At 45.3% G+C, this 25,706-nt stretch carries 23 protein-coding genes; 17 read left to right on the top strand and 6 right to left on the bottom strand.

Translation table 11 applies throughout. The features are described from left to right. Positions 1-138: 138 nt before the first annotated feature. On the bottom strand, positions 139-609 hold the full coding sequence (locus tag R7Q38_RS17930) for a zinc ribbon-containing protein (RefSeq protein ID WP_005384120.1): 471 nt from the start codon (positions 607-609) through the stop codon (positions 139-141). 153 nt (positions 610-762) lie between these two features. Here R7Q38_RS17930 and leuS point away from each other — a divergent pair, with 153 nt between their 5' ends. The 12 genes from leuS to lipA all read left to right on the top strand — a co-directional run bounded on the left by leuS (position 763) and on the right by lipA (position 13,296). Then, entirely contained in the window at positions 763-3,336 is a 2,574-nt protein-coding gene (leuS, locus tag R7Q38_RS17935) for a leucine--tRNA ligase (protein WP_005384121.1), read from the top strand. A gap of 152 nt (positions 3,337-3,488) precedes the next feature. Beyond that, positions 3,489-4,028 (top strand): LPS assembly lipoprotein LptE, encoded by a 540-nt coding sequence (gene lptE, locus R7Q38_RS17940; protein ID WP_005384122.1) that lies wholly within the window; start codon positions 3,489-3,491, stop codon positions 4,026-4,028. A gap of 5 nt (positions 4,029-4,033) precedes the next feature. Then, complete coding sequence (gene holA / locus R7Q38_RS17945; RefSeq protein WP_239939176.1) at positions 4,034-5,053, top strand: DNA polymerase III subunit delta; 1,020 nt, start codon at positions 4,034-4,036, stop codon at positions 5,051-5,053. An 88-nt stretch (positions 5,054-5,141) separates the two neighbouring features. Beyond that, on the top strand, positions 5,142-5,459 hold the full coding sequence (rsfS, locus tag R7Q38_RS17950; protein WP_005373015.1) for a ribosome silencing factor: 318 nt from the start codon (positions 5,142-5,144) through the stop codon (positions 5,457-5,459). Positions 5,460-5,463: 4 nt separating this feature from the next. Next, on the top strand, positions 5,464-5,934 hold the full coding sequence (gene rlmH, locus R7Q38_RS17955; protein WP_318114308.1) for a 23S rRNA (pseudouridine(1915)-N(3))-methyltransferase RlmH: 471 nt from the start codon (positions 5,464-5,466) through the stop codon (positions 5,932-5,934). Positions 5,935-5,963: 29 nt separating this feature from the next. Next, positions 5,964-7,880: a penicillin-binding protein 2 gene (mrdA, locus tag R7Q38_RS17960; protein WP_005384126.1), complete on the top strand. Its 1,917-nt coding sequence runs from the start codon at positions 5,964-5,966 to the stop codon at positions 7,878-7,880. Beyond that, the gene (gene rodA / locus R7Q38_RS17965) at positions 7,880-9,001 is read left to right on the top strand and encodes a rod shape-determining protein RodA (protein ID WP_005384128.1); all 1,122 of its coding nucleotides are present in this window, start codon (positions 7,880-7,882) and stop codon (positions 8,999-9,001) included. Before mrdA ends, rodA begins: the two co-directional genes overlap by 1 nt. Before the next feature lie 2 nt (positions 9,002-9,003). Then, positions 9,004-9,807, top strand: a complete 804-nt coding sequence (locus tag R7Q38_RS17970) for a septal ring lytic transglycosylase RlpA family protein (RefSeq protein ID WP_005384131.1) — start codon at positions 9,004-9,006, stop codon at positions 9,805-9,807. Positions 9,808-9,898: 91 nt separating this feature from the next. Then, positions 9,899-11,077 (top strand): serine hydrolase, encoded by a 1,179-nt coding sequence (locus R7Q38_RS17975; protein WP_005384132.1) that lies wholly within the window; start codon positions 9,899-9,901, stop codon positions 11,075-11,077. A gap of 139 nt (positions 11,078-11,216) precedes the next feature. After that, positions 11,217-11,495: a DUF493 family protein YbeD gene (gene ybeD / locus R7Q38_RS17980; protein WP_005384135.1), complete on the top strand. Its 279-nt coding sequence runs from the start codon at positions 11,217-11,219 to the stop codon at positions 11,493-11,495. Between the two features lie 176 nt (positions 11,496-11,671). Further along, the gene (lipB, locus tag R7Q38_RS17985) at positions 11,672-12,334 is read left to right on the top strand and encodes a lipoyl(octanoyl) transferase LipB (RefSeq protein WP_005384137.1); all 663 of its coding nucleotides are present in this window, start codon (positions 11,672-11,674) and stop codon (positions 12,332-12,334) included. Beyond that, a complete protein-coding gene (gene lipA / locus R7Q38_RS17990; RefSeq protein WP_005384139.1) occupies positions 12,331-13,296 on the top strand; it encodes a lipoyl synthase in 966 nt (321 codons plus the stop codon). Before lipB ends, lipA begins: the two co-directional genes overlap by 4 nt. A 461-nt stretch (positions 13,297-13,757) precedes the next feature. Here the strand turns inward: lipA and glyA are convergent, their stop codons facing one another. After that, entirely contained in the window at positions 13,758-15,008 is a 1,251-nt protein-coding gene (gene glyA, locus R7Q38_RS17995; protein WP_005381985.1) for a serine hydroxymethyltransferase, read from the bottom strand. 347 nt (positions 15,009-15,355) lie between these two features. Between glyA and R7Q38_RS18000 the strand changes: the two genes are divergently transcribed. From R7Q38_RS18000 to R7Q38_RS18010, 3 genes are all read left to right on the top strand, one after another. Next, positions 15,356-15,958: a YitT family protein gene (locus tag R7Q38_RS18000; protein WP_017635671.1), complete on the top strand. Its 603-nt coding sequence runs from the start codon at positions 15,356-15,358 to the stop codon at positions 15,956-15,958. Positions 15,959-16,048: 90 nt separating this feature from the next. After that, on the top strand, positions 16,049-17,569 hold the full coding sequence (locus tag R7Q38_RS18005; protein WP_239938731.1) for a transcriptional regulator: 1,521 nt from the start codon (positions 16,049-16,051) through the stop codon (positions 17,567-17,569). Between the two features lie 131 nt (positions 17,570-17,700). Then, the gene (locus R7Q38_RS18010; RefSeq protein WP_239938733.1) at positions 17,701-18,600 is read left to right on the top strand and encodes a hypothetical protein; all 900 of its coding nucleotides are present in this window, start codon (positions 17,701-17,703) and stop codon (positions 18,598-18,600) included. A gap of 99 nt (positions 18,601-18,699) precedes the next feature. Here R7Q38_RS18010 and treC read toward each other — a convergent pair whose 3' ends face one another. The 4 genes from treC to gmhB all read right to left on the bottom strand — a co-directional run bounded on the left by treC (position 18,700) and on the right by gmhB (position 23,647). Continuing rightward, a complete protein-coding gene (treC, locus tag R7Q38_RS18015; protein WP_318114310.1) occupies positions 18,700-20,385 on the bottom strand; it encodes an alpha,alpha-phosphotrehalase in 1,686 nt (561 codons plus the stop codon). A gap of 87 nt (positions 20,386-20,472) precedes the next feature. Further along, positions 20,473-21,897, bottom strand: coding sequence for a PTS trehalose transporter subunit IIBC (gene treB, locus R7Q38_RS18020; protein ID WP_005383602.1), 1,425 nt, complete (start codon positions 21,895-21,897; stop codon positions 20,473-20,475). 176 nt (positions 21,898-22,073) lie between these two features. Next, on the bottom strand, positions 22,074-23,021 hold the full coding sequence (treR, locus tag R7Q38_RS18025; RefSeq protein WP_005381960.1) for a trehalose operon repressor TreR: 948 nt from the start codon (positions 23,019-23,021) through the stop codon (positions 22,074-22,076). 74 nt (positions 23,022-23,095) lie between these two features. Further along, a complete protein-coding gene (gene gmhB / locus R7Q38_RS18030) occupies positions 23,096-23,647 on the bottom strand; it encodes a D-glycero-beta-D-manno-heptose 1,7-bisphosphate 7-phosphatase (RefSeq protein WP_005383603.1) in 552 nt (183 codons plus the stop codon). A gap of 341 nt (positions 23,648-23,988) precedes the next feature. Here gmhB and metN point away from each other — a divergent pair, with 341 nt between their 5' ends. Both metN and R7Q38_RS18040 read left to right on the top strand, forming a co-directional pair. Beyond that, on the top strand, positions 23,989-25,023 hold the full coding sequence (metN, locus tag R7Q38_RS18035) for a methionine ABC transporter ATP-binding protein MetN (RefSeq protein WP_005381962.1): 1,035 nt from the start codon (positions 23,989-23,991) through the stop codon (positions 25,021-25,023). Continuing rightward, positions 25,013-25,690, top strand: coding sequence for a methionine ABC transporter permease (locus R7Q38_RS18040; protein ID WP_005383604.1), 678 nt, complete (start codon positions 25,013-25,015; stop codon positions 25,688-25,690). Before metN ends, R7Q38_RS18040 begins: the two co-directional genes overlap by 11 nt. The last annotated feature ends 16 nt before the right edge of the window (positions 25,691-25,706 follow it).

Genomic DNA, 25,706 nt, shown 5'->3' on the forward strand with positions numbered 1-25,706 from the left:
TTAGCATGAGTAGTTTTACAGGCAAAGCCGAAACGGATGATAACCACCTACTGAAGTAGGTGGTTTAGGGCTGAAAACAAAAAAGAGGCGACTAAGCCTCTTTTTTATTCATTGCATTATACAGTCGTTACTCGCCATTTATGGCTTTAATGACTGACGAGTAAAGCCTTTGTGACTACACTTAATACACGGAATGATTACTGTTGGGTGGTTATACGTTGTCTTGTGACCACACTCATCACAGACTAAAGTGCCTAAGCCTATCACCTCTCCTGCTTCATATAGCCCTTGATGCTCTAAGTCATCGAACAACTCAACCCACTCAACTTTAGTTCGGTCTGTAATCTCTAACAGCCCTTGCCATATCGAATCCGCAATCGTTAAGTAAAACGGACCGCTTTTGCTATCCTCGTAACTCTCTGAAAACTCTTTTAAGTCTGCTTTAAGGTACGCTTTGATTAAAGCCAATTCATCTTTGGTCAAGTCATTAGCAGCATCCACCACTTTGCCCGACGTCTCAATCGCTTTGTTAACTTCTTCCGGACTGTGCTTCAAGGTTTCAATCACATCCTCGAGCATTTCCTCATAACCTGTTTTACGTTTAGGCATAACTGACCTCCATCTTTCTCCTACCTGCGTCACTTAAGGGCGCATGGGTACAGATTGGCTATTGTTGTGATCCCTAGCTTTAGGTATTCTATGACGATCTATTTAAGTCTGTTCTAACCGAACTCACAAATTCCAAGATAACGGATACCATCGATGCAAGAACAATACAACCCACAAGATATTGAACAAAAAGTTCAAAAGCACTGGGATGACAACAAAACCTTTGTTGTAAGTGAAGACCCAAATAAAGAAAAATTCTACTGTCTGTCCATGTTCCCATACCCAAGTGGTCGACTGCACATGGGTCACGTGCGCAACTACACTATCGGTGATGTAGTATCTCGTTTCCAACGCCTACAAGGTAAAAACGTGATGCAACCAATCGGTTGGGACGCATTCGGTCTACCTGCAGAAAACGCAGCAGTAAAAAACAAAACTGCGCCAGCACCTTGGACTTACGAAAACATCGAATACATGAAGAACCAACTTAAGCTTCTAGGCTTTGGTTACGATTGGAACCGTGAATTCGCAACATGTACACCGGAGTACTACCGCTGGGAACAAGAGTTCTTCACTAAACTTTACGAGAAAGGTTTAGTTTACAAAAAGACTTCTTCTGTTAACTGGTGTCCTAACGACCAAACTGTTCTTGCAAACGAGCAGGTTGAAGACGGTTGTTGCTGGCGTTGTGATACGCCTGTAGAGCAAAAAGAAATCCCTCAATGGTTCATCAAAATCACTGAGTACGCTCAAGAGCTACTAGACGACTTAGACAAGCTTGAAGGTTGGCCTGAAATGGTGAAAACCATGCAGCGCAACTGGATTGGTCGTTCTGAAGGTGTTGAACTGAAGTTTGAAGTTAAGGGTCAACAAGACCTAGAAGTTTACACAACACGTCCAGATACGCTAATGGGTGTGACTTACGTGGGTATCGCAGCCGGCCACCCTCTTGCAGCTCTTGCAGCAGAGAACAATCCAGAGCTTGCAGCGTTTATCGACGAATGTAAGAACAACAAGGTTGCAGAAGCTGAGCTAGCGACAATGGAGAAGAAAGGTATGGCAACTGGCCTTACTGCTATTCATCCATTGAACGGCCGCGAAGTACCAGTATACGTAGCAAACTTCGTTCTGATGGACTACGGTACAGGCGCGGTAATGGCTGTACCTGCGCACGACCAACGTGACTACGAGTTCGCAACGAAGTACGGTCTAGACATCGTGCCAGTTATCAAGCCTGCTGATGGCAGCGAGCTAGACATCTCTGAAGCAGCATACACTGAGAAAGGTGTACTGTTCGATTCAGGTGAATTCGATGGCCTAGAATTCCAAGCGGCATTCGACGCAATCGCAGCGAAGCTAGAAGCAGAGGGCAAAGGCACTAAGACTGTAAACTTCCGTCTACGCGACTGGGGTGTATCTCGTCAACGTTACTGGGGCGCACCAATCCCAATGGTAACGACTGAAGACGGTGAAGTTCACCCAGTACCTGCTGACCAACTACCAGTGATTCTTCCAGAAGACGTGGTAATGGACGGCGTCACTAGCCCAATCAAAGCAGACAAAGAGTGGGCGAAGACAACCTTTAACGGCGAACCTGCTCTACGTGAGACAGATACGTTCGATACGTTCATGGAATCTTCTTGGTACTACGCGCGTTACTGTTCACCACAAGCGGACGACATCCTAGACCCAGAAAAAGCAAACTACTGGCTACCAGTAGATCAATACATCGGTGGTATCGAGCACGCTTGTATGCACCTACTGTACTCACGCTTCTTCCACAAACTACTGCGCGATGCGGGTTACGTAACTTCTGACGAACCGTTCAAGCAACTACTGTGTCAAGGCATGGTACTGGCTGATGCGTTCTACTTCGAGAACGAGAAAGGCGGCAAAGAGTGGGTAGCTCCAACAGACGTAGCCGTTGAACGTGATGGTAAAGGCCGCATTACTTCTGCTAAAGACACTGAAGGTCGTGATGTAACGCACTCAGGCATGATCAAGATGTCTAAGTCTAAGAACAACGGTATCGACCCTCAAGAAATGGTAGACAAGTACGGCGCTGACACAGTACGTCTATTCATGATGTTCGCGTCTCCAGCGGACATGACACTTGAATGGCAAGAGTCTGGCGTAGAAGGGGCGAACCGCTTCCTAAAACGTGTTTGGAAACTAGTGAAAGAGCACACAGCGAAAGGTGCAGCAGAAGCAGTAGATACCTCAGCGCTTTCTGGTGATCAAAAAGCACTTCGCCGCGACGTTCACAAGACTATCGCGAAAGTGACGGACGATATCGCTCGTCGTCAAACATTCAACACCGCGATCGCAGCGATCATGGAGCTGATGAACAAACTAGCGAAAGCGCCTCAAGAATCTGCGCAAGATCGTGCAATCCTTGACGAAGCACTGAAAGCTATTGTTGTCATGCTTTACCCTATCACTCCGCATATCTCATACGAGCTATGGGCAGCACTAGGTGAAACAGACATTGATAACGCGGCATGGCCGACGTTTGACGAAAAAGCGCTAGTTGAAGACGAAAAAACTATCGTTGTTCAAGTTAACGGTAAGCTACGTGCGAAGCTAACAGTCCCAGCTGATATCTCTAAAGACGATATCGAACAGCTTGGTCTAAACGACGAAAACGTGGTTAAGTTCACTGATGGCCTGACTATTCGTAAAGTTATTTACGTTCCAGGTAAACTGCTGAACATCGTTGCAAACTAATCGCAGCTGTCAATTTGTCTCTGTTTAGCGAACTTATTTGTTAACCAAGAGTCATTAAACAGGGTAGTTTTCTACCCTGTTTATTTACCTCAAACCATTCACATGAGTGGTTTAAGGTAAATAACCCCTTCAATTTAGGATGAATACAATCAATGCGCTTTTTCTCTTTGATTAAACTACCAGTGGTATTGGTATTAGCGGGGCTTCTTTCTGCCTGTGGTTTTCACCTTCGCGGCGAGTATTCCGTACCGGAAGAGCTGCACACTATGTCTTTCTCCAGCTACGATGAATACAGTGAATTAACTCGCTATGTTCGCTCTCAACTCGAACTGAACAAAGTTGAACTTGTTCAACCATCATCGACGGTACCCAACCTTCATTTGACGGAAGCGACAATCGATGAGCGTACACTATCGCTTTATCAAAATAGCCGTGCAGCAGAAAAAGAGCTGACATACGTAGTAAAATACCGTGTGACAATTCCTGGCTATGGTTCTAAAAACTTTACGACAACAGTAAACCGCAACTACCTAGACAACCCGTTGACCGCACTTGCAAAATCTGTTGAGCGTGACGTAATTGAAGACGAGATGCGCTTGCAAGCTGCAAAACAGATGATGCGCCAGTTGGGCCGTATTCGTGCCGAATATGAAGCAGGACAAATCTCTGAGCCAGCGAACAAAAACTCTTAGTCACTATGCGAATTTATGCCGATAAGCTAACGGATCATTTAACTAAACAAGTTAAACAGGTTTACTTAATCTTTGGTAATGAGCCGTTACTGATTCAAGAAAGCCGCCAAGCAATCCAAAAGGCAGCGTTTCAGCAAGGTTTTGAGGAAAAACACCGTTTTGCGGTGGATGCTAGCATCGACTGGAACCAAGTTTACGACTGTTTCCAAGCGATGAGCCTGTTTTCAAACCGTCAATTGATTGAGCTTGAAATTCCTGAAAGTGGCGTAACAACCGCCGTCAGCAAAGAGCTGCAAACACTGTGTGATATGCTTCATGATGACATCATGCTCGTCATTGTTGGTAGCAAACTGACCAAAGCCCAAGAAAATGCGAAATGGTTCAAAGCATTAAGCTCAAAAGGCGATTGGGTAAGCTGCTTGTCGCCAGACCTTCAACGCCTACCTATGTTCATTCAGACACGTTGCCGCACGTTGGGACTAAAACCCGATCAGCAATCACTGCAAATGTTGGCTCAATGGCATGAAGGTAACCTATTTGCATTGACACAAAGCTTAGAGAAATTGGCCCTACTCTATCCGGATGGTGAGCTGACCATCATACGTTTAGAGGAAGCCCTAAGTCGCCATAATCACTTCACTACCTTTAACTGGATCGACGCCTTACTGGCAGGTAAAGCAAACCGTGCACAACGTATTCTTCGCCAACTTGAGGCGGAAGGGGTTGAGACCGTGATCTTGATTCGAAGTGTACAAAAAGAGTTGAGCCAACTTTTAAATATGCATCAAGACTTAACTCAAATGGGAATGAACCAGGTATTTGAGAAATATCGAGTTTGGCAAAACAAGCGTCCACACTATAACGCAGCACTGACCCGCTTATCAGCGAGTCGTATTTGTGCATTGCTCTCCTTGTTGGCTCAAGCCGAGATAAAAGCCAAAACTCAGTATGACGAGTCTGTATGGCCAACTATTCATCAGTTGAGCTTAGAAACCTGCTCTCCTGATATTAAGCTGGCAATTTAAAAATCAAAGCGTGATATAGTGCGCGACCTGTTTTGCAAGCAAGAATGTAAAACACTTTAGAGATAAGAGACAAACCGAGGAAAACCGAGTGCTTCGCGAAGAACTGAAAGACTTTTTAGCTGATAAAGCCGACGACATGAAAGCGGAAGACATTATCGTCCTAAATGTGGAAGATAAATCAAGCGTGACAGATTACATGATCATCTGTACTGGTACATCCAAACGCCACGTTTCATCCATCGCTGACCATGTTGCAACAGAAGTGAAAAAAGCCGGTCTTGAGCCACTAGGAATGGAAGGTGAAAACGAAGGTGAATGGGTAGTCCTAGATATGGGCGACGCCATGCTTCACGTGATGCAAGAAGAGCACCGCGAACTCTACCAGCTAGAAAAACTCTGGGGTTAATCTTTTGAAAATTCAACTAATTGCTGTTGGCACAAAAATGCCAAAATGGGTTGAGGAAGGCTTTCAAGAATATCGTCGCCGTTTCCCGCATGATATGCCGTTGGAGTTGATTGAAATCTCTGCTGGTAAGCGTGGTAAGAATGCCGATATCGATCGCATCCTGCAAAAAGAAGGAGAAGCGATGCTCGCGGCGGTACCAAAAGGCAACCGTATCGTCACGTTAGATATCCCAGGTAAAAAATGGGACACTCCTCAACTCGCTGAGCAGTTAGAAGCTTGGAAATTAGATGGCCGTGATGTATCAATATTAATCGGCGGTCCTGAAGGACTCGCTCCTGCATGCAAAGCTGCAGCAGACCAAAGCTGGTCATTGTCTGCCTTAACGCTACCCCACCCTCTAGTGCGTATCGTAATGGCAGAAAGCTTGTACCGAGCGTGGAGCATCACCGCTAACCACCCTTATCATCGCGAATAATCGTTGTTTAACTTTAGAGCCAAGCGTTAATGATTCGTAAACGACGCAGTCAAATCCGAGATTATCAAGCCGAAGCGCGTCTGTTTGCCAGCCGCGCTATTGTTGCTTTTATCGGCATTGTTGTCTTGATGGGAGCTCTGGTTGCCAACATGTACAACATTCAGGTGAACCAGTTTCAAGACTATCAAACCCGCTCGAACGATAACCGCATCAAAGTGGTGCCTATCGCGCCTAACCGAGGTCTAATTTATGACCGAAATGGCGTTTTACTGGCAGAGAACCGTCCCGTCTTTAACTTAGAACTGACCCCAGAAAAAATTAAAGACATTGATGCAACCATCCAAGAATTACAAACTATTCTGGAAATTACACCAGACCAGATTGAACGTTTCCACCACGAGCGTAAACGGACTCGTCGATTTAAATCGGTCCCACTGCTGACCCAACTGAACGAAAAACAAGTAGCGGTATTCTCCGTCAATCAGTACCGCTTTCCAGGTGTGGAAATAAGTGCGACCTTAAAGCGCTACTACCCTTTCAGCGAAGTCTTAACCCACGTGATTGGTTACGTTTCTCGAATCAATGATCGCGACATGCAGCGCCTGATCCGAGAAGAAAAAGACGCAAACTATCAAGCCACTCGCGACATTGGTAAGCTGGGTATTGAAAAATACTACGAAGACCTCTTACACGGTACAGCCGGATATCAAGAAGTCGAGGTAAACAGCCGCGGCCGAGTAATTCGTACCTTAAAGTACGTTCCACCTGTACCCGGAAAAGACATCGTTTTAAACCTTGATATCAACTTGCAGTTGTACGTACACCAATTATTGGACGGCCGCCGAGGCAGTGCTGTAGTAATCGATCCTAGAGACAACGGCGTACTGGCTATGGTTTCGAGCCCTAGCTACGATCCTAACTCGTTCGTGCACGGAATCTCAGGTAAAGACTATCGCGCCCTTTTGAACGATAAAAACCGTCCTTTGGTCAACCGCACTACACTTGGCATTTACCCTCCTGCGTCTACCATCAAACCATTTATGGCGGTAGCCGCGCTGCAAGAAGGTGTCGTCACACCTAACACCACACGAAATGACCCTGGTTATTGGCGCATACCAAACTCCAACACACGCCCGTTTCGTGACTGGTTGCGTTGGGGGCACGGGCGCGTCGATATCATTAAGTCGATCGAAGAGTCTGTTGATACCTTCTACTATCAAATCGCTTATGACATGGGTATTGACCGTATTTCGAATTGGATGATGATGTTCGGTTTTGGTGATTACACTGGCATTGATATCTACGAAGAAAGTAAGGCGAATATGCCGACTCGTGACTGGAAAATGTCTCGCCATAAAACCCCATGGTATAAAGGTGATACGATCCCTGTAGGTATCGGCCAAGGATATTGGACAGCAACACCAATGCAAATCGCCAAAGCAACCTCCGTATTAGTAAACGAGGGAGAAGTGATCGCACCTCACTTGCTCAAAGCGACGATAGAAAATGGTAACGACTTCGAAGAGCAGCAAACGACAGAATACGTGACTTACCCACCAATCAAGAATGTGCCTAAAAAGTACTGGGATATGGCGAAAGAAGGCATGCGTCGGGTAAACCATGGCACGCGCGGAACAGCTCGTCGCTCATTCTACAAAATGAATTATGAAACAGCGGGTAAATCAGGTACTGCACAGGTCTTCGGTCTGGGTGAAAACGAAGAGTACAACGCCGATGAGATCGCCGAGCACTTACGTGACCATGCGTTATTTACTGGCTTTGCACCATTTGATGATCCTAAAGTGGTCGTCACTGTAGTACTAGAAAATGCCGGTGGTGGTTCTAGTAACGGTGCCCCAGTAGTAAGGAAAATTTTTGACCGAGTCGTTCTTGGTCCAGAAGAAATTGAGCCTGAAAACAATGCGAAGAAAGAGGTAAAACAGTAATGAAGATGGATCCCTCTACAGGTAAAAATCGCGCCCTGTTTGAACGCTTCCATATCGACTTACCACTCCTACTTGGCATACTGGCCCTGATGGGGTTTGGCCTGGTGATCATGTACAGCGCCAGTGGCCAAAGTTTACTGATGATGGATCGCCAAGCCATGCGAATGGTGCTTTCACTCGTTGTGATGCTCGTCCTTGCACAGCTTTCTCCACGAACTTACGAAAGCTTGGCACCTTTGATGTTCGTTGGTGGCGTTATACTGCTTTTCGGCGTGCTGTTTTTCGGTGAAGCATCGAAAGGCGCGCAGCGTTGGCTTAACCTCGGTTTTGTGCGCTTTCAACCGTCAGAGCTATTGAAGCTCGCGGTGCCATTAATGGTAGCTCGCTATGTTGGTAGACAGCCCCTCCCACCAACGCTAAGAACACTCATTGTTGCACTGATTATGGTCTGCTTACCAACCATTCTCATTGCAAAACAGCCTGACTTAGGTACCTCAATCCTGATCGCGGCTTCCGGTATTTTTGTTATCTTCCTCGCCGGCATTAGCTGGAAAATAATTGCTGGTGCTGCGATTGCATTAGGTGGTTTCATTCCAATTCTGTGGTTTTTCTTGATGCGAGAGTATCAAAAAGTGCGAGTTCGTACTCTATTTAACCCGGAGTCTGATCCGCTAGGAGCGGGCTACCACATTATTCAGAGTAAAATTGCGATTGGCTCCGGCGGTATTTCCGGCAAAGGTTGGTTGCAAGGTACGCAGTCACAACTAGAATTTCTTCCTGAACGACACACTGACTTTATCTTTGCAGTAATTGCTGAAGAATGGGGTATGATTGGCTTCCTTTGCCTTTTAGCCATCTATCTATTTATTATTGGACGAGGTTTATATCTCGCCAGCCAAGCGCAAACCGCATTTGGACGAATGATGGCAGGCAGTATTGTACTCAGCTTCTTCGTGTATATTTTTGTAAATATTGGCATGGTAAGTGGCATCCTACCTGTAGTAGGTGTACCGTTGCCACTCATCAGTTATGGCGGCACATCAATGGTAACCTTGATGGCTGGTTTTGGTATTCTGATGTCGATTCATACGCACCGAAAAGCATTCTCTAAGGCGACCTAGACATGCAAAAACGCGCTTTATATTCCTTGGTTTTCTCTGCTCTTATTTTGGCAGGCTGTTCATCAACTAGCCAAAAAGAACAAGAAGGCCGTTACGAACTCGAATCCGATGTTGCACCGGATACACCGCTTTCAGTCGAACACATCGAGGATGCGCATCCTAAATATGAACCGTACAGCCTAGGTGGGAACAAAGATTACCACTTGCGTGGCAAAGACTACAAAATAGTTCGCAATGCGAAAGGCTTTAAAGAAAAAGGCCGCGCATCTTGGTATGGGAAAAAATTCCAAGGTCATTTGACTTCTAATGGCGAAATCTATGACATGTACTCAATGACGGCAGCGCATAAAACGCTACCGTTACCAAGTTACGTAAAAGTTACCAATACTGACAACGGCAAAACCACCGTAGTACGAGTTAATGACCGAGGTCCTTTTCACGATGGTCGTATCATTGATTTAAGCTATGCCGCCGCGCACAAGTTAGATGTCATAAAAACAGGCACCGCGAACGTGGAAATTGAAGTGATCAGTATCAATCAGCCCACGGACAAAAAGTCATTAGAAGCGCACCCTAGGTACGTTATTCAAGTGGCATCATCAAAAAATGAAGAACGCGCGCGAACTTTAGGTACCGAGCTTGGTCAAAAGTTGGATACAGAAACTTTCCTAGAGAGTGCGAAAGAGTCTTATCGCTTGTTGTTAGGGCCATTTACTGACTATTCCCTGACGCAAGCCACATTAGATAAAGTAAAGTTGCTCGGCTATTCGTCTGCATTTATTAAAAAACACAACACTGCCAAATGACCTCGTGTCATGAATTTCTCTTTGATCCCCCTCTTACATAACTAGGGATTCTGATAAGATGTCTGCAGTTAACCCAAAAATTTGAATTACCATGAATAAAAATAAGTTTGTGAAATCTATTCTCGTTTCTTCGGTTGCCCTTTCTGCAACTTTCGCTCAATCTGCTCTTGCATCACCTATCGTTGTTCCAGATGCCCCTCAAATCGCGGCGAAGGGCTACGTGCTGATGGATTACCATTCAGGTAAAGTACTGGCAGAGAAAGAGATGAACACAAAATTGTCTCCAGCTAGTCTGACTAAGATGATGACCAGCTATGTAATCGGCCAAGAGCTAGCGCGTGGTAATATCTCAGAAGATGATGATGTCACCATCAGTAAAAATGCGTGGGCGAAAAACTTCCCTGATTCATCAAAGATGTTCATTGAAGTAGGCACAACAGTTAAAGTACGTGACCTGAACCGAGGTATCATCGTCCAGTCAGGTAACGATGCCTGTGTTGCGATGGCAGAACATATTGCAGGTTCAGAAGATGCGTTTGTTGACCTAATGAACGCTTGGGCCAACACATTGGGTATGACTAACTCGCACTTTGCCAACGTTCATGGCTTAGATAACGCAGAATTGTACTCAACACCATACGACATGGCACTGCTAGGTAAAGCACTTATCCGTGACGTACCAAATGAGTACCGAGTATACTCAGAGAAGAAATTTACTTACAACGGCATCACCCAATACAACCGTAACGGTCTACTTTGGGATAAGAGCATGAACGTTGACGGCATCAAAACGGGTCACACAAGTAATGCGGGTTACAGCCTAGTAAGTTCAGCAACTGAAGGTCAAATGCGCTTGGTTGCGGTCGTTATGGGTACTAAAGATGCCAATGCTCGTAAGTCAGAAAGCAAAAAGCTGCTAAGCTACGGCTTCCGTTTCTTCGAAACAGTGGCACCGCACAAAGCAGGTGAAACGTTCGTAGAAGAAAAAGTGTGGATGGGTAACAAAGACACCGTAGCACTGGGTCTTGACCAAGATACTTACGTAACACTACCGCGTGGTGAAGCGAAAAACTTAAAAGCAAGCTTCGTCCTTGAAAAAGAGCTAGAAGCCCCAATTAATAAAGGTGATGTAGTTGGTAAGCTATACTATCAGATCGATGGTGAAGATATTGCCGAGTACCCACTAATGGCACTAGAAACCGTAGAGCAAGGTAGTCTATTTAGCCGCATGTGGGATTACATCGTATTGTTATTCAAGAGCTTCTTCTAAAAAGAACGTTAGAGTAGCAAACTTATTCGCAAAGCCGCCTGAATGGGCGGCTTTTTAAGTTTGAGCTCCTCGTCTTGAGTTCCCCCTAATTTGACTGTACTATTTCGCACCGCAACGAATATCTACTGGAGTTATCGATATGCTAACCATCAACTCTGATGCAAAATTAAAAGACCTGCTTGAGTTCCCTTGTTCATTTACTTACAAGGTAATGGGTCATGCAAAGCCTGAACTTCCAGAGCTTGTTCTTGAAGTTATTCAGCGCCATGCTCCAGGTGACTACAGCCCGACCGTTAAACCAAGTGCTAAGGGCAACTACCACTCTGTGTCAATCAACATTACTGCAACCTCTATCGAGCAGGTTGAGACACTGTACAAAGAGTTAGGTGAAATTGACATCGTACGCATGGTTCTATAATTTTTTGATATATTAAATTTTTTTTGAAAGCAGCCTTGGCTGCTTTCTTTTTATTTATCAAAGAGATAACGAGGCTTTACATCGCTTTCAGTTAAAAATCTGTTACGCAGCGGTAGAGCATCAGGGTTATCCGGTTTATAATCCAAAAACTTTATATATTAGCAACAGGAATTCCCATGCAACACCAACTTGTTGTAAAACGACTTGGCCGCCAAGACTATGAGCCTGTATGGAAGGCGATGCATGAGTTCACCGACCAACGCACAGAAGAAACCCGTGATGAAGTCTGGTTGGTAGAACATAACCCAGTATTTACGCAAGGACAGGCAGGTAAAGCTGAGCACTTGATTAACACTGGCGATATTCCTGTTGTACAAAGTGATCGCGGAGGCCAGGTTACGTATCATGGCCCTGGTCAGTTGGTCGCCTACTTCTTGATCAACCTACGCCGTAAAAAATTAGGTGTACGAGATCTCGTTACCACAATCGAGAACCTCGTGATCAATACGCTAAAAGCATACAATATTGACTCAGCCGCGCGACCTGACGCACCAGGTGTCTACGTTGCCGGTAAGAAAATATGCTCTCTCGGTTTACGCATTCGTAAAGGATGCTCGTTTCATGGCTTAGCCTTGAACGTAAATATGGATTTAACACCGTTTCTGCGTATTAACCCTTGTGGTTATGAAGGTATGGAAATGGTTCAGGTCAGCCAATTTGGCGGCCCAGACAATGTAGAAGCCGTAGAAAAACAATTAATAGAAGAACTCGTTACTTTGCTCGATTATGAGCAAGTAGAATTCAGCACAGAAGCACCTTCTCAAGGTAATAAAGCATGAGCAAACCAATCCAGATGGAAAAAGGCGTTAAATATCGTGACGCCGATAAAATGGCATTGATTCCCGTAAAGAACATGCCTACAGAGCAGAAAGAAGTGCTACGTAAGCCTGATTGGATGAAGATCAAGCTACCAGCCGACAGCCAACGAATTCAAGACATCAAAGCGGCGATGCGTAAGAATAAACTTCACTCCGTATGTGAAGAAGCATCTTGCCCGAACCTAGCGGAATGTTTTAACCACGGTACAGCAACCTTCATGATCTTAGGTGCTATTTGTACTCGTCGTTGTCCTTTCTGTGACGTTGCTCATGGCCGCCCATTACCACCGGAAGCAGAAGAGCCTCAAAAACTGGCGAAAACCATCGCCGATATGAAGCTGAAATACGTAGTAATCACTTCTGTCGACCGTGACGATCTGCGTGACGGCGGTGCACAACACTTTGCCGATTGTAACCGCGAGATCCGTGCGTTAAACCCGCATATTAAGATTGAAACTCTGGTTCCTGACTTCCGTGGTCGTATGGACGTAGCGCTTGATCTAATGAAAGATAACCCGCCAGATGTCTTCAACCACAACCTAGAAACAGCGCCACGTCTTTACCGTAAAGCTCGCCCAGGTGCAAACTACAAGTGGTCGCTGGAGCTTCTTAAGAAGTTCAAAGAGCAGCATCCAAATGTACCGACCAAATCTGGTTTGATGATGGGTCTTGGTGAAACCAAAGAAGAAATCATCGAAGTACTGAAAGATCTACGCGCACACGGCGTAACGATGCTGACTCTAGGTCAGTACTTAGCGCCAAGCCGTCACCACTTGCCAGTAGAACGTTACGTTCCGCCATCAGAGTTTGACGAGCTAAAAGAAGTTGCACTAGAGCTTGGCTTCACGCACGCAGCGTGTGGTCCATTTGTTCGCTCTTCTTACCATGCCGATATGCAAGCTCAAGGTATCGAGATTAAATAAGCTCTCGCTTGTTTTGAAAAGCTTGTTTTGAAGAGAAAAGGTTGGCTCAGTGCCAACCTTTTTTGTATCTGTCAAATGATGATAAAAAGCCATTCTACCACCGTCATTCTGAACAGCGAGGAACGAGCGTGATTGAGAATCAGTTTCCAACGTACTGATGATTTTTTGGGAAACGCTGAGTAAAAGAGTGTGCCTCAACAAGATTCCTGCTCTCGCCTAGGCTCGTCGGAATGACGCGGTTTGGATATATTGAAAGGGACAGTGTTGGTAGCCATCTCCTTATCACACACTCTTCGCTATATCTCATTCCAAACGCCAGACAAACAAAAAGGCCCTCAATTGAGGACCTTTAGTATATCAATGTTCAAAATAGATGAGTCGAGTTCTAGGAGAACACACGGAGTTTGCGCGAGCAAGTGAGTATGTTCGACACCGAAATTGACTCATTCTATGAAGAATAGTTAGGCGTAAACCGGTAGACGCTTACAAATTTCGAGCACTTTCTGTTTAGTCGCTTCGATAACTTCTTCGTTGCCGATGTTATCTAGAACGTCACACATCCAGTTTGCTAGCTCTTTTGCATCTTCTTCAGTGAAGCCACGGCGAGTGATCGCTGGCGTACCTACACGGATACCAGACGTTACGAATGGGCTGCGTGGGTCATTTGGTACTGAGTTCTTGTTTACAGTGATGTTTGCTGCACCTAGTGCCGCGTCTGCGTCTTTACCAGTGATATCTTTGTCGATTAGGTCAACAAGGAACAAGTGGTTTTCTGTACCGTTAGATACGATTTTGTAGCCACGCTCTTGGAACTGACCAACCATTGCTTTTGCGTTTTTCACTACGCGAGCTTGATAAGCTTTGAACTCTGGCTCCATCGCTTCTTTGAACGCTACTGCTTTACCAGCGATAACGTGCATTAGAGGGCCACCTTGACCACCAGGGAACACTGCTGAGTTCAATTTCTTGTACATATCTTCGCCAGCATTTGACAAGATAAGACCACCGCGAGGACCTGCTAGTGTTTTGTGCGTCGTTGTTGTTACCACGTGAGCATGCGGTACTGGTGTTGGGTATTCACCGGCGGCGATAAGACCAGCTACGTGCGCCATATCAACAAATAAGTAAGCACCTGCTTTGTCAGCGATTTCACGCATGCGTTTCCAATCAACGATTTGCGAGTAAGCAGAGAAACCACCGATGATCATCTTAGGTTTGTGTTCAAGTGCTAGCTGTTCCATCTCGTCGTAGTTGATTTGACCAGCTTCATCGATACCGTAAGGGATAACGTTGTAGTGCTTACCCGAGAAGTTTACTGGTGAACCGTGAGTTAGGTGACCACCGTGTGCTAGGCTCATGCCTAAAACTGTATCGCCAGGGTTAAGAAGCGCCATGTAAACTGCGCTGTTTGCTTGAGAACCTGAGTGAGGCTGTACGTTAGCGTACTCACAGCCAAATAGTTGGCATGCACGCTCAATTGCTAGTGCTTCAGCTTTATCTACGTACTCACAACCGCCGTAGTAACGCTTACCTGGGTAGCCTTCAGCGTATTTGTTCGTTAGCTGAGAACCTTGCGCTTCCATTACACGTGGGCTTGTGTAGTTTTCAGAAGCGATAAGTTCAATGTGTTCTTCCTGGCGAAGAGTTTCTTCCTGGATAGCTGCGAACAGTTCCGCATCGTAATCTGCGATGTTCATATCACGCTTAAGCATCTGTATCTCCTGACTCAGATTAGTACTGAAAGTTGCAAAAAAACTGTTGAATGACCCGACGCAAACGTTTTCGTCACCCTAATGGCGCGCATTCTACATAATTTGATTTAGGTCATAAAGAGAAATTTACAATTTTTCTCATGCAGTTTTTTCATGATGACAAGCAATGTTTACCATGCCAACATTGCAATCGCATAACGACAATCTATTGCCTGTCAAATTTGTGCTTTACACCCTGTAAAACAGCAATTACATAGGTTTACCGTAAATTTTACCCTCTAGCTACCGAAAAGATCATCTTTTTACTACTATGCACGCCTTATTTATCACTAATGACTGCAACATTGATGGAAAAACACTCATTAAAAGAAGACTGGATAGCGATTCTCACGGGTACCTTTTTAGTAGCTCAAGGCGTTTTCTTTCTCCAATCCGCTAACCTTCTAACGGGAGGCACGACTGGATTGGCTCTGCTTATTAGCCAATTTACACCTTTTACCTTTGGTGTGCTGTACTTTTTAGCAAACAGTCCTTTTTACTTACTAGCATGGAAACGCTTCGGCCGTCATTTCGCCATTAATAGTGCCATTTCTGGCGCGTTGGTTTCTATCTTTGCCGATCATCTTTATTTGCTAATCTCGCTCGAATCGGTAAATGAAGTTTATTGCGCCGTCGCAGGCGGGCTTTTAATGGGGCTCGGTATGCTGATCCTATTCCGACATCGCTCCAGCTTGGGTGGCTTTAACGTGCTGTGTTTGTTTATCCAAGACAAATTTGGCATTTCAGTTGGCAAAAGCCAAATGGCAATCGATGCATGTATCCTGTTTGCTTCATTCTTCTTTGTCACACCAGAAGTGATTGGCCTTTCAATTTTGGGGGCGTTTGCACTCAATCTCGTGTTAGCGATGAACCACAAACCGCACCGCTATTCCGTGACCTACGGTTCATAAATTTTTGATAATGATTGAAGCGCGATTTATAAGATTTCGCGCTCCAATCGCTATATAATACTTCGCGATTTCCAAATAGATCGGTACGGTATGCGCGACTTTCTGCAACAAGCTAAACAGACTCACAGTTGTATTGCGATTGGAGAGCTGATCTATAACCCGAAGACACAGACCCTTCATCAAGATGCTATCGCGATTGATCTTGAACCTCGCACCATTGAATTATTAGAACTGCTGCTAACAAGCGTGGGACATCCGCTCTCTGCCGATACCATTATCGAAACCATTTGGCAGAGCAAATTCATCTCTAAGAATGTACTCACTAACCGCATTAGCACCTTACGTGCGCTGCTACAACAGCATCTCCCCGAGTACGATGCGACTAAGCTCTTGGTCACTTATCCTCGCAAAGGTTACTTTCTAAACCCAGCGAATATCCGTTTAGTGCCACCAGAGAAAAACCATCGACGTGCTATTACAGCTCAAGTTGCGAACCGTAAGAACTTCAAGCTAATTTTTGCTTATAGCTTGTGTGCCATACTTGCAGTTTGTAGCGTGACGCTCGCAAGCTTGTTATGGCAACGCCAAGAAATCTCAACACAACAAACACGTCATCAACTACTGATTCCCAAAGTCGAGCTACTACTCAAACGTGTCGATTCAATCGGCTCTCAGGCGCGAAAGTACCGCATACTGGTCAAAGCCATCTTGCTGCAACAACAGGTCGAATATCCATACACCGACATCGCCAACCAAGATGCTCCCAGTTACTTTCTTGATCCTATCGGTCATACGCCATATTTCCCTGGCGCACGAAACATGCAGACCAGCGACTACGAGCTCAATATCGAGTTAAAAGACGGCACAAAACAGGGCATCTTGAAAGCGCAGATGAACCTTATTTATCCTGCGACGGGCAAGCTAGCGTTTCGCAATGAGTACACACTGCGTTTATCTGACTTACAATCGGATATTTTCCAAATGCACTCGGATGTCGCGCAATACTTCAATCTGCCTGCACCTTCGGCAAGTACGTGGCAGCTTTCGGATATTCACAAAAAAATGTTATTCGAGAATGCCTTTTCTAGCCAACCTCTCCGACAATCTGATGAGTTTGCGGCTATAACAACGGCAAGACATCTCGCCTTATACGAGCACGAACATCAAAAGCTGGAAGCGTATTTAACTCAAGTACAATCGTCGTTTGATGTTTTGCCAGATGAGCTGAGCCTCTGGTTAGGTCTATTGCATTTCAAATTAGGTAACTTAGACAGGGCAAAAGCTCTGTTAACGACACCAGATGGCGACTCACGTATCCAAAACGCACTGATTTATACCTTTGTGTCTCACATTGCTTATAAGCAGAACAAACTTGAACAGTTCCGTCTCAACTACATGGAATCACTGGTGGCGCTGCTGCGCGTTTTACCTTCCGAAACCTTGTTTGAGCGTCTTTCTCAATCTGAATCAAAAGAGACTTGCCTCCAACCGTGGAAAACGTTGCATGTTAGTGTGACCGATCAAGAAATCATAAGCCGATGGAAAGCGCTCATTAACGAGTATTGCACTAACGTAGCCAACGAAATAACCCCAAATAAAACAAAGACCTAAATATAAAATTAAGCTTTCATTAACCCCTGTTATCTTTTGTTTTTTGCCCTTTTTCTCTCACTGAACTTAGCATGCTCGCATTCAAGCAACGGCCCAACATGAAGCGGCCTTATCAATCAGGAATGTAAACCATGCTAAACAAAATGACGCTTATCGCAGCAGCAACTCTGGCTCTTTACGGCTGTGGAGGAGGTTCGTCTTCTGGCAGTGCGAATCCAAACAAAGTGCCTCAAGAAAGTTTCGACGTCTCGATTCACAACTCAATCTTCGCTCCTGTACCAAACACACAATTGAGCTATTCGTTTAGCTTGGATGGCCAACCAGAGGGCGACATGAAACTGAGCTTCCAAGCGATGGATAGCGAGCAAATATTGGCAGCATTGGCACAAATCCCAAACAGCGAGGCAATGGTCCAATTGGTTAATGACTTGGTGAACTACGGCGCCGAACAGTTCTACTATTCAGACGAGCAGTACAACGACGACGAAGAGAGCAATACGCTTTACTTTGCAGGATCAGATGGTGCACTCCATGAAATCACTGACGCTTATTTCATTGGTCATCAGTTTATTGCCATGCTTATGCACAGCGGTCCGATTTTCCGCCTAAACGGTGACGACGTAAAAGAGAAAAGCCCGAATATTGACATCGGTGAAGAAACTATGTCTCTGCAAACCACTCTTACAGGCTACGCAGTTCACAACCTTCTAGACCGTTTTGAAGAGCATGAGTGGGTACAAAGCCTTCCTATGACAGCATCTTGCCAAGTGGTTTGGCAACAGCAAATCCGAGAAACTGGCGTGCGTAAAGCGTTCTCGATCTCAGGCAAGAAAATTGAAGCGGCATACCTGATGGAAGAGAACATCTACAACCTAAACTGTGATGATATGGACTCAATGGAGTTCGCCACTTCGGCAGAACGTTGGTTTAATCCAAGCTTAGGTCTGATAGAACAAATTGAACTGCTGAAAGTACAACAAGTACAAATCAACGAAGAGAAAGTGCAGCTAACAGCGATTGAAACAAAATAAGCTCGCATTTTTTATAGATATCTCAATAAAAGAAGGCTTTGGGGAGCACACCAAAGCCTTCATCTCGAACATCAATCTTAGGGGTGATGACACCCGAGTTTATTCTTCTATCAATAAAATACGAGTTTCGTAAGGTCGTAACACTTGATGGTTTGACGCGACTGCGATCGCTGAGTTTTGATAGTTAGATAGCAAGTTTTTCGCCTTACTCATATCAAAACGTTTTGGCAGAACGCATTCCACCTCTTCAGCGTAGTAGTTATTGATACACAGCAGCGTTTGCTTATCGTTCTGACGAGCGTAAGCGAAAATACGTTTGTGCTCTGGCAGCAGGTCCTCGTAACGACCATCGGTGATCACTGGAACCTGTTTACGCAGTTCAATCAGACGCTTGTAAAAGTAGAACACCGAGTTTAAATCGGCAACCGCAGCTTCAGCATTGATTTCAGAGTAATTCTGCGCCACTTCAAGCCAAGGCTTGCCCTCAGTAAAGCCCGCGTGTTTTGCACTGTTCCATTGCATTGGTGTACGTGAATTATCACGCGACTTTTGCGCCAAGATCGCCATCATGTCGTCATGAGATACACCATCACGGTTGACCATGATGTCGTACATGTTAGTACTTTCAACATCACGATATTGGCTGATTTCGGTATAATCCGGGTTGGTCATGCCGATCTCTTCCCCCTGGTAAACATAAGGTGTGCCTTGCATCATGTGCACTGATGCCGCAAGCATCTTGGCAGATTCAACACGGTATTGCTCGTCGTTACCTAATCGGCTCACAACGCGTGGCTGGTCGTGGTTACACCAGAACAGCGCCCCCCACCCTTTGCCATTTAAGCCCGTTTGCCAATGATTGAAGATCTGTTTTAACTGAATGAAATCAAACGGCGCTTTGGTCCATTTTTCACCATTTGGATAATCGACTTTCAGATGATGGAAGTTGAACACCATGGATAGCTCTTTGCCGTCTAGCGAAGAATATTGCTGGCAGTGCTCTAGCGTAGTGGAAGACATTTCACCCACCGTCACGCTGCCGTATTTTTGAAACACAGATTCGCTAATCTCTTGAAGGTATTCGTGCACACGTGGGCCGTCGGTGTAGAAGCGGCGACCATCACCAATATCATCACTTGGAAAATCTTGCTGCTTGGAAATCAGGTTGATAACGTCGAGACGGAAACCATCCACTCCTTTTTCTGCCCAGAAGCTGATGACTTCTTTCACTTCTTCACGCACTACTGGGTTTTCCCAGTTTAAGTCCGCTTGCTCTTTAGCAAAAAGGTGCAAATAGTACTGGCCTGTTTTTTCATCCAGCGCCCAAGCGTTGCCACCAAACTTTGATTGCCAGTTGTTTGGTTCAGCACCATCTACCGGATCTTTCCAGATGTAGTAATCACGGTATGGGCTGTTTTTATCACCCAGTGCGGATTGGAACCACTTGTGTTCTGTCGACGTGTGGTTCACTACAATGTCCATGATGATACGAATGCCCAACTGATGCGCTTCTGCTAGCAAAGTATCGAAATCTTCCATAGTGCCGAACTGTGGATTGATCGAGTAGTAATCGGAGATGTCATAACCGTTGTCGATCATTGGCGATTGGTAAACCGGCGTCAGCCAAATCGCATCCACACCAAGATGCTTAAGATAATCCAGCTTAGAAATGATCCCTTTGATGTCGCCCGTGCCTTTACTGCCACTGTCACAAAAGCTTTTTGGGTAAATTTGATAGATGGTTGCGGTTTTCCACCAGCTCTCATCATGCTTGGTCATAGCCATTTCTAACACTCACTTACCAGTAATCGGAAACTTAAAATTTGAAAAGAAAAATAGGAGGAGGCAGCCAAGTCACTGCCTCAAATAGAATTACGCGTTTGCAGGCTCAAGCTCACCTTTGGCTTGTGCACGCTTATAAAGAATTAACGTTAATGCAGCAGGTACCAGCATTGCGACTAACATAGCCAAAGCAAAAATGCCCCAGAACTGCGGTTGGATAGACAAGATGCCCGGCAAACCGCCCACACCGATACCGTTCGCCATTACGCCCGCACTACCGCAAATAGCAGCAGCACACGCACTACCGATCATCGCGCTCAGCATTGGGAACTTGTATTTCAAGTTGATGCCGTACATCGCCGGTTCAGTCACGCCAAGGTAAGCAGAGATAGCCGCAGGCACTGAGATATCACGCTCGCCGTGTTTTTTACTGATGATAATGATGCCGACGACCGCAGACGCTTGAGCAATGTTTGAAAGTGCAATCAGAGGCCAAATTGGCGTACCGCCTAGCTCTTGCATCAGTTGAAGGTCTACCGCGTTGGTGGTGTGGTGAATACCAGTTATGACCAATGGCGCGTATAGGAAGCCGAAGATGGTTGAGCCAATCATTGCGAAGTCACCCGTCATGGCTGCTTTTGCTGCGAAAGCAACGCCGTCACCCAACATACGACCGAATGGACCAATGATAGAGTGCGCAAGAATCACAGACACAATGATTGAGACAAACGGCACGACCACTAGGTAAAGGTAAGACGGAATGATGCGTTTTAAGTTGGTTTCAATAAACGCCAGAGCCATACCAGCAAGCATTGCTGGAATTACTTGCGCTTGGTAGCCCACTTTCTCGATGGCGAATAAGCCAAAGTCCCACACTTCGGGTACTTGCTTACCAATCAGGTAGGCGTTCATCAACTGCGGAGAAACCAATGTCACACCAAGCGTGATACCCAGAATCGGAGTACCGCCGAGCTTTTTCACTGTCGACCAACACACGCCAACTGGTAGGAAGAAGAAGATCGCCTCACCAATCAGCCATAAGAAAGAGTGTACCGTTGCCCAAAACTGGCTGATTTCCGTTAGCGTTTGACCATCAAACATCTTGATGTCGCCAATCACGTTACGGAAACCAAGGATCAGACCACCGGTGATGATCGCTGGTAGCAGTGGTACAAAGATTTCTGCAAGGTGGGAAATACCACGCTCAACGATATTCATGTTTTGACGAGCAGCGTTCTTCGCTTCGTCTTTGCTGGCTTCACTTTTACCCGTCAGTCCGATCAGCACCTTGTAAACTTCATCCACTTCAGTACCGATAACCACTTGGAACTGGCCTGCGTTGGTAAAACAGCCCTTCACCATCGGTAATGTTTCTAACTGTTTCGTATCTGCTTTGTCCGTATCATTTAGAACAAAACGCAAGCGAGTTAAACAGTGACTTACACTGGCAATATTGTCCGGCCCCCCGACCAGCTCAATAAGACGCTCCACGTCTTTACGCGCAATCTTACTCATAACTTTGTCCACCCTGTATTGGATACATTCGATTCATCATTTTGTTTTTATAAATGGGAACATTCCCATTTCTTAATTTTAATATTGCCATTCGAAGACAAAAAACAAAATGGGAACAGTCCCATTAATTGAGAATGATCACAGTATAATTTTAGAGCAGATCGTTTTAGTGTGGATTAACAAACGATAGGCTGTTGAGTAAAGTGAACCACTTCCTCATCGCCATTTAATTGATTGATCAGCATGTTAGCGGACTTCTCACCTGCAAGGGTATAACCTGGGTCGACACTAAATACTTTAGGGAAAAGGAAAGAGAGCAATTCATTACCACCAACACCTGTCACAACCACGTCTTCACGTCCTAACTCTTGAAGACGCTTAATCACGCCCAACGCGATAGTGTCACTGGCGCACACGATGGCCTGAGTATCAGATTGAAGGACTTTGTCTACCAACTGATAAGCACTTTCATGGCTCAACTTACCCGTTTGGAAACAAGGTGCAATTTGCTTGCGTTGACACCAAGCTTTATAAGCATTTAGACGAGCTAAGCCAGTGGTTTTGTCTTCAGGATCAACACCAATATAAGCAATGCGAGATAAAGATTGCTGCTCAAGGTGAGACAAAGCCATGTCTATCACACCTTGGTTATCGTAGTTGATCGAAGAAACCATTTGCGTGTCCATCGCGATCACGACGATACGATTACCCCACTCCGCCAATGCTCGCTCATCACATCCAGTAAAACCAAACACGATCACCCCATCGACGTTGCGACGTTTAAGCACATCCAAATGCTCATTGGTTTTATCGCGATCGAATTGGCTTTCCATGATCACCGCATCATAACCAGCGGAATACAAAGCATTGAGCATGGTACCAACGGCGCGATTTTCTGATGGTGAATCTAAACGGGAGATGATAACCCCAATAACTTTTTGGCTGCCGCCACGCATTGATTGCGCAGATTTGGACGGCACATAACCAGATTCACGAATAATTTGCTCAACCTTCTCTCGCGTTTGGGGTTTCACTTTTGGATCGTTAGTAAGCACACGGCTTACTGTCGATTTGCCCACGCCTGCCAATTTTGCGATATCAAGAATGGTGAGTTTTTTGCTCATAAGTGTTCAGACTAAAAGAAGGAATCAAACAAAAGGGAAGCAGTGGCTTCCCTTATCTCAGTCAGTAATGAAGATTACTTGTTTAAGTACGCAGGCACATCTGCAATGCTATCTAATACTACCGTTGCAATGGCTTCGCCCTGTTCCGTTACTGGCTTACCAGTGCGAACCAAAATCTTAGTGCCAACGCCTGCCGCTTCTGCTGCCATCATGTCTTCAGCTTTATCGCCGATCATCACAGATTTCTCCATGTCGATCTTCAAGAAGTCACGCGCAGAAATGAACATGCCTGGTTTTGGCTTACGGCACGCACAATCTTGCTTGTACTCGCCAATGCCATGTTCTGGATGATGTGGACAGTAATAGATACCATCGAACTCAACACCATTATCAGCAAAGTTCCAATCCATCCATTGAGTCAGAGACAAGAAACGGTCTTCACTGAATTTACCGCGTGCGATGCCCGATTGATTCGTCACTAACACTAGAAGGTAGCCTTTATCTTTTAGCGCTTTCGTCGCTTCAAATACACCATCAATGTACTCAAAATCATGTTCGTCATGAACGTAGCCGTGGTCAACGTTTATCACGCCATCACGATCGATAAAAACAGCAGGTTTTGCCAAAACGTATTTCTCTATTAACTCGGTTTAATCAGATTATTACATACCTTATAAACTTCAACACTATCTAATTCATTCTAGGCCTCGACAAAACGGTTGATTTGTTGGGCAAGAATCGGTAAATCTGAGGGTGCCCCGCCGTCTACCTCCTGCTTGTTATCTATACATCTTCGCTTCAAAACAGAACATCCATACATTTAGACGTCTAGACGTAAAAATATCTATTGACTTCATTCTGCTTAACCCATAGCATCAACTGAAAATTGAGATAAAGCTCAACATTAAGTTCTGTCAAAGGCCGTTTTTGACAGCGAAGTTCCCCGTATCTTTGGGCAGGTTGAAACATGATAGAAATAAAAAACGTCAATAAAGTGTTCTACCAAGGCAGTAAGGAAATCCTTGCCCTGAAAGACATTAACCTACACATCGACAAAGGCACTATCTTTGGTGTTATCGGTTCATCAGGTGCTGGTAAAAGTACGCTGATCCGCTGTGTCAACATGCTAGAAGCACCGACCTCTGGTTCCATCATCGTTGATGGTGTGGATCTAACCAAACTCAGTAAAAAACAACTAGTCGAAACACGCCGTAACATTGGCATGATCTTCCAGCACTTTAACCTGCTTTCGTCTCGTACTGTGTTTGATAATGTGGCATTACCCCTAGAACTGGCAGGTAAAGACAAATCGCAAATCACAACAAAAGTAACTGAGTTGCTAAAGCTTGTAGGCTTAGCCGACAAACACGAGAGCTACCCATCTAACTTAAGTGGCGGACAAAAACAGCGTGTGGCAATTGCTCGTGCATTGGCATCCGATCCTAGCGTGCTACTTTGTGATGAGGCCACTAGCGCACTAGATCCAGCAACAACTCAATCTATCCTTGAGTTATTGAAAGAGATCAACCGCAAACTCAACATCACGATTTTACTTATCACTCACGAAATGGAAGTCGTAAAAAGCATCTGTCACGAAGTAGCAATCATCGGTGGTGGTGAGCTGGTGGAAAAAGGCACCGTTGGCGATATTTTTGCGCACCCTAAGACAGAGCTAGCGCACCAATTCATTCGCTCAACGCTGGATCTTTCCATTCCTGAAGATTACCAAGCACGTCTGCAAGCAGAGCGTGTTGATGGCAGCTACCCGTTGGTTCGCTTAGAGTTTACTGGCGCAACCGTTGATGCACCGTTAATGTCGCAAATTTCTCGTAAATACAATATTGATGTGAGTATTTTGAGTTCCGACCTTGATTACGCTGGTGGCGTGAAATTCGGCATGATGGTCGCAGAGCTATTTGGTAACGAAGAAGATGACAACGCAGCTCTTGAATACCTGCGTAAGCACAACGTAAAAGTAGAGGTACTTGGTTATGTCCTTTAATACGATTTCTGAATGGCTGAGTTTAAACAGCAAACTACTTTTAGGTGCAACGTGGGAAACGCTTTACATGGTTGCGGTTGCCGGATTAGTCGGCTTTGCTGTGGGTATTCCATTAGGCGTAATCCTCCATATTACTAAGAAAGGCGGCCTACTTGAAAACACCAAACTAAATAGCGGCTTAGGCGCTATCGTTAACATTGGTCGTTCTGTGCCATTCCTCGTACTGATGGTTGCGATTATTCCAGTGACAAAAATGCTGGTTGGAACCTTTATCGGTACAACCGCAGCAATCGTCCCACTGACTATTGGCGCCATTCCTTTTGTCGCTCGTCTTATTGAAGGTGCTTTATTAGAAGTACCGACAGGCTTGGTGGAAGCAGCGCAGTCAATGGGGGCGACTCCAACACAGATCATCACAAAAGTTCTACTACCTGAAGCAATGCCGACTATTGTTAACTCAGTAACGATTACCTTGGTCACTCTCGTTAGCTACTCAGCTATGGCGGGTACGGTAGGCGGCGGCGGCCTAGGTGACGTAGCCATTCGTTACGGTTTCCACCGCTACGATGTAACTATCATGGCCGTGACTGTCGTGATGTTGATTGTTCTAGTACAGATTATTCAGTCTATCGGTGACGCAGTGGTGCGCCGTGTAGACCACAGATAAGCATCAAAAATACAAA

It is taken from the genome of Vibrio sp. Vb0598, assembly GCF_033338935.1.
GTDB lineage: Bacteria > Pseudomonadota > Gammaproteobacteria > Enterobacterales > Vibrionaceae > Vibrio > Vibrio alginolyticus.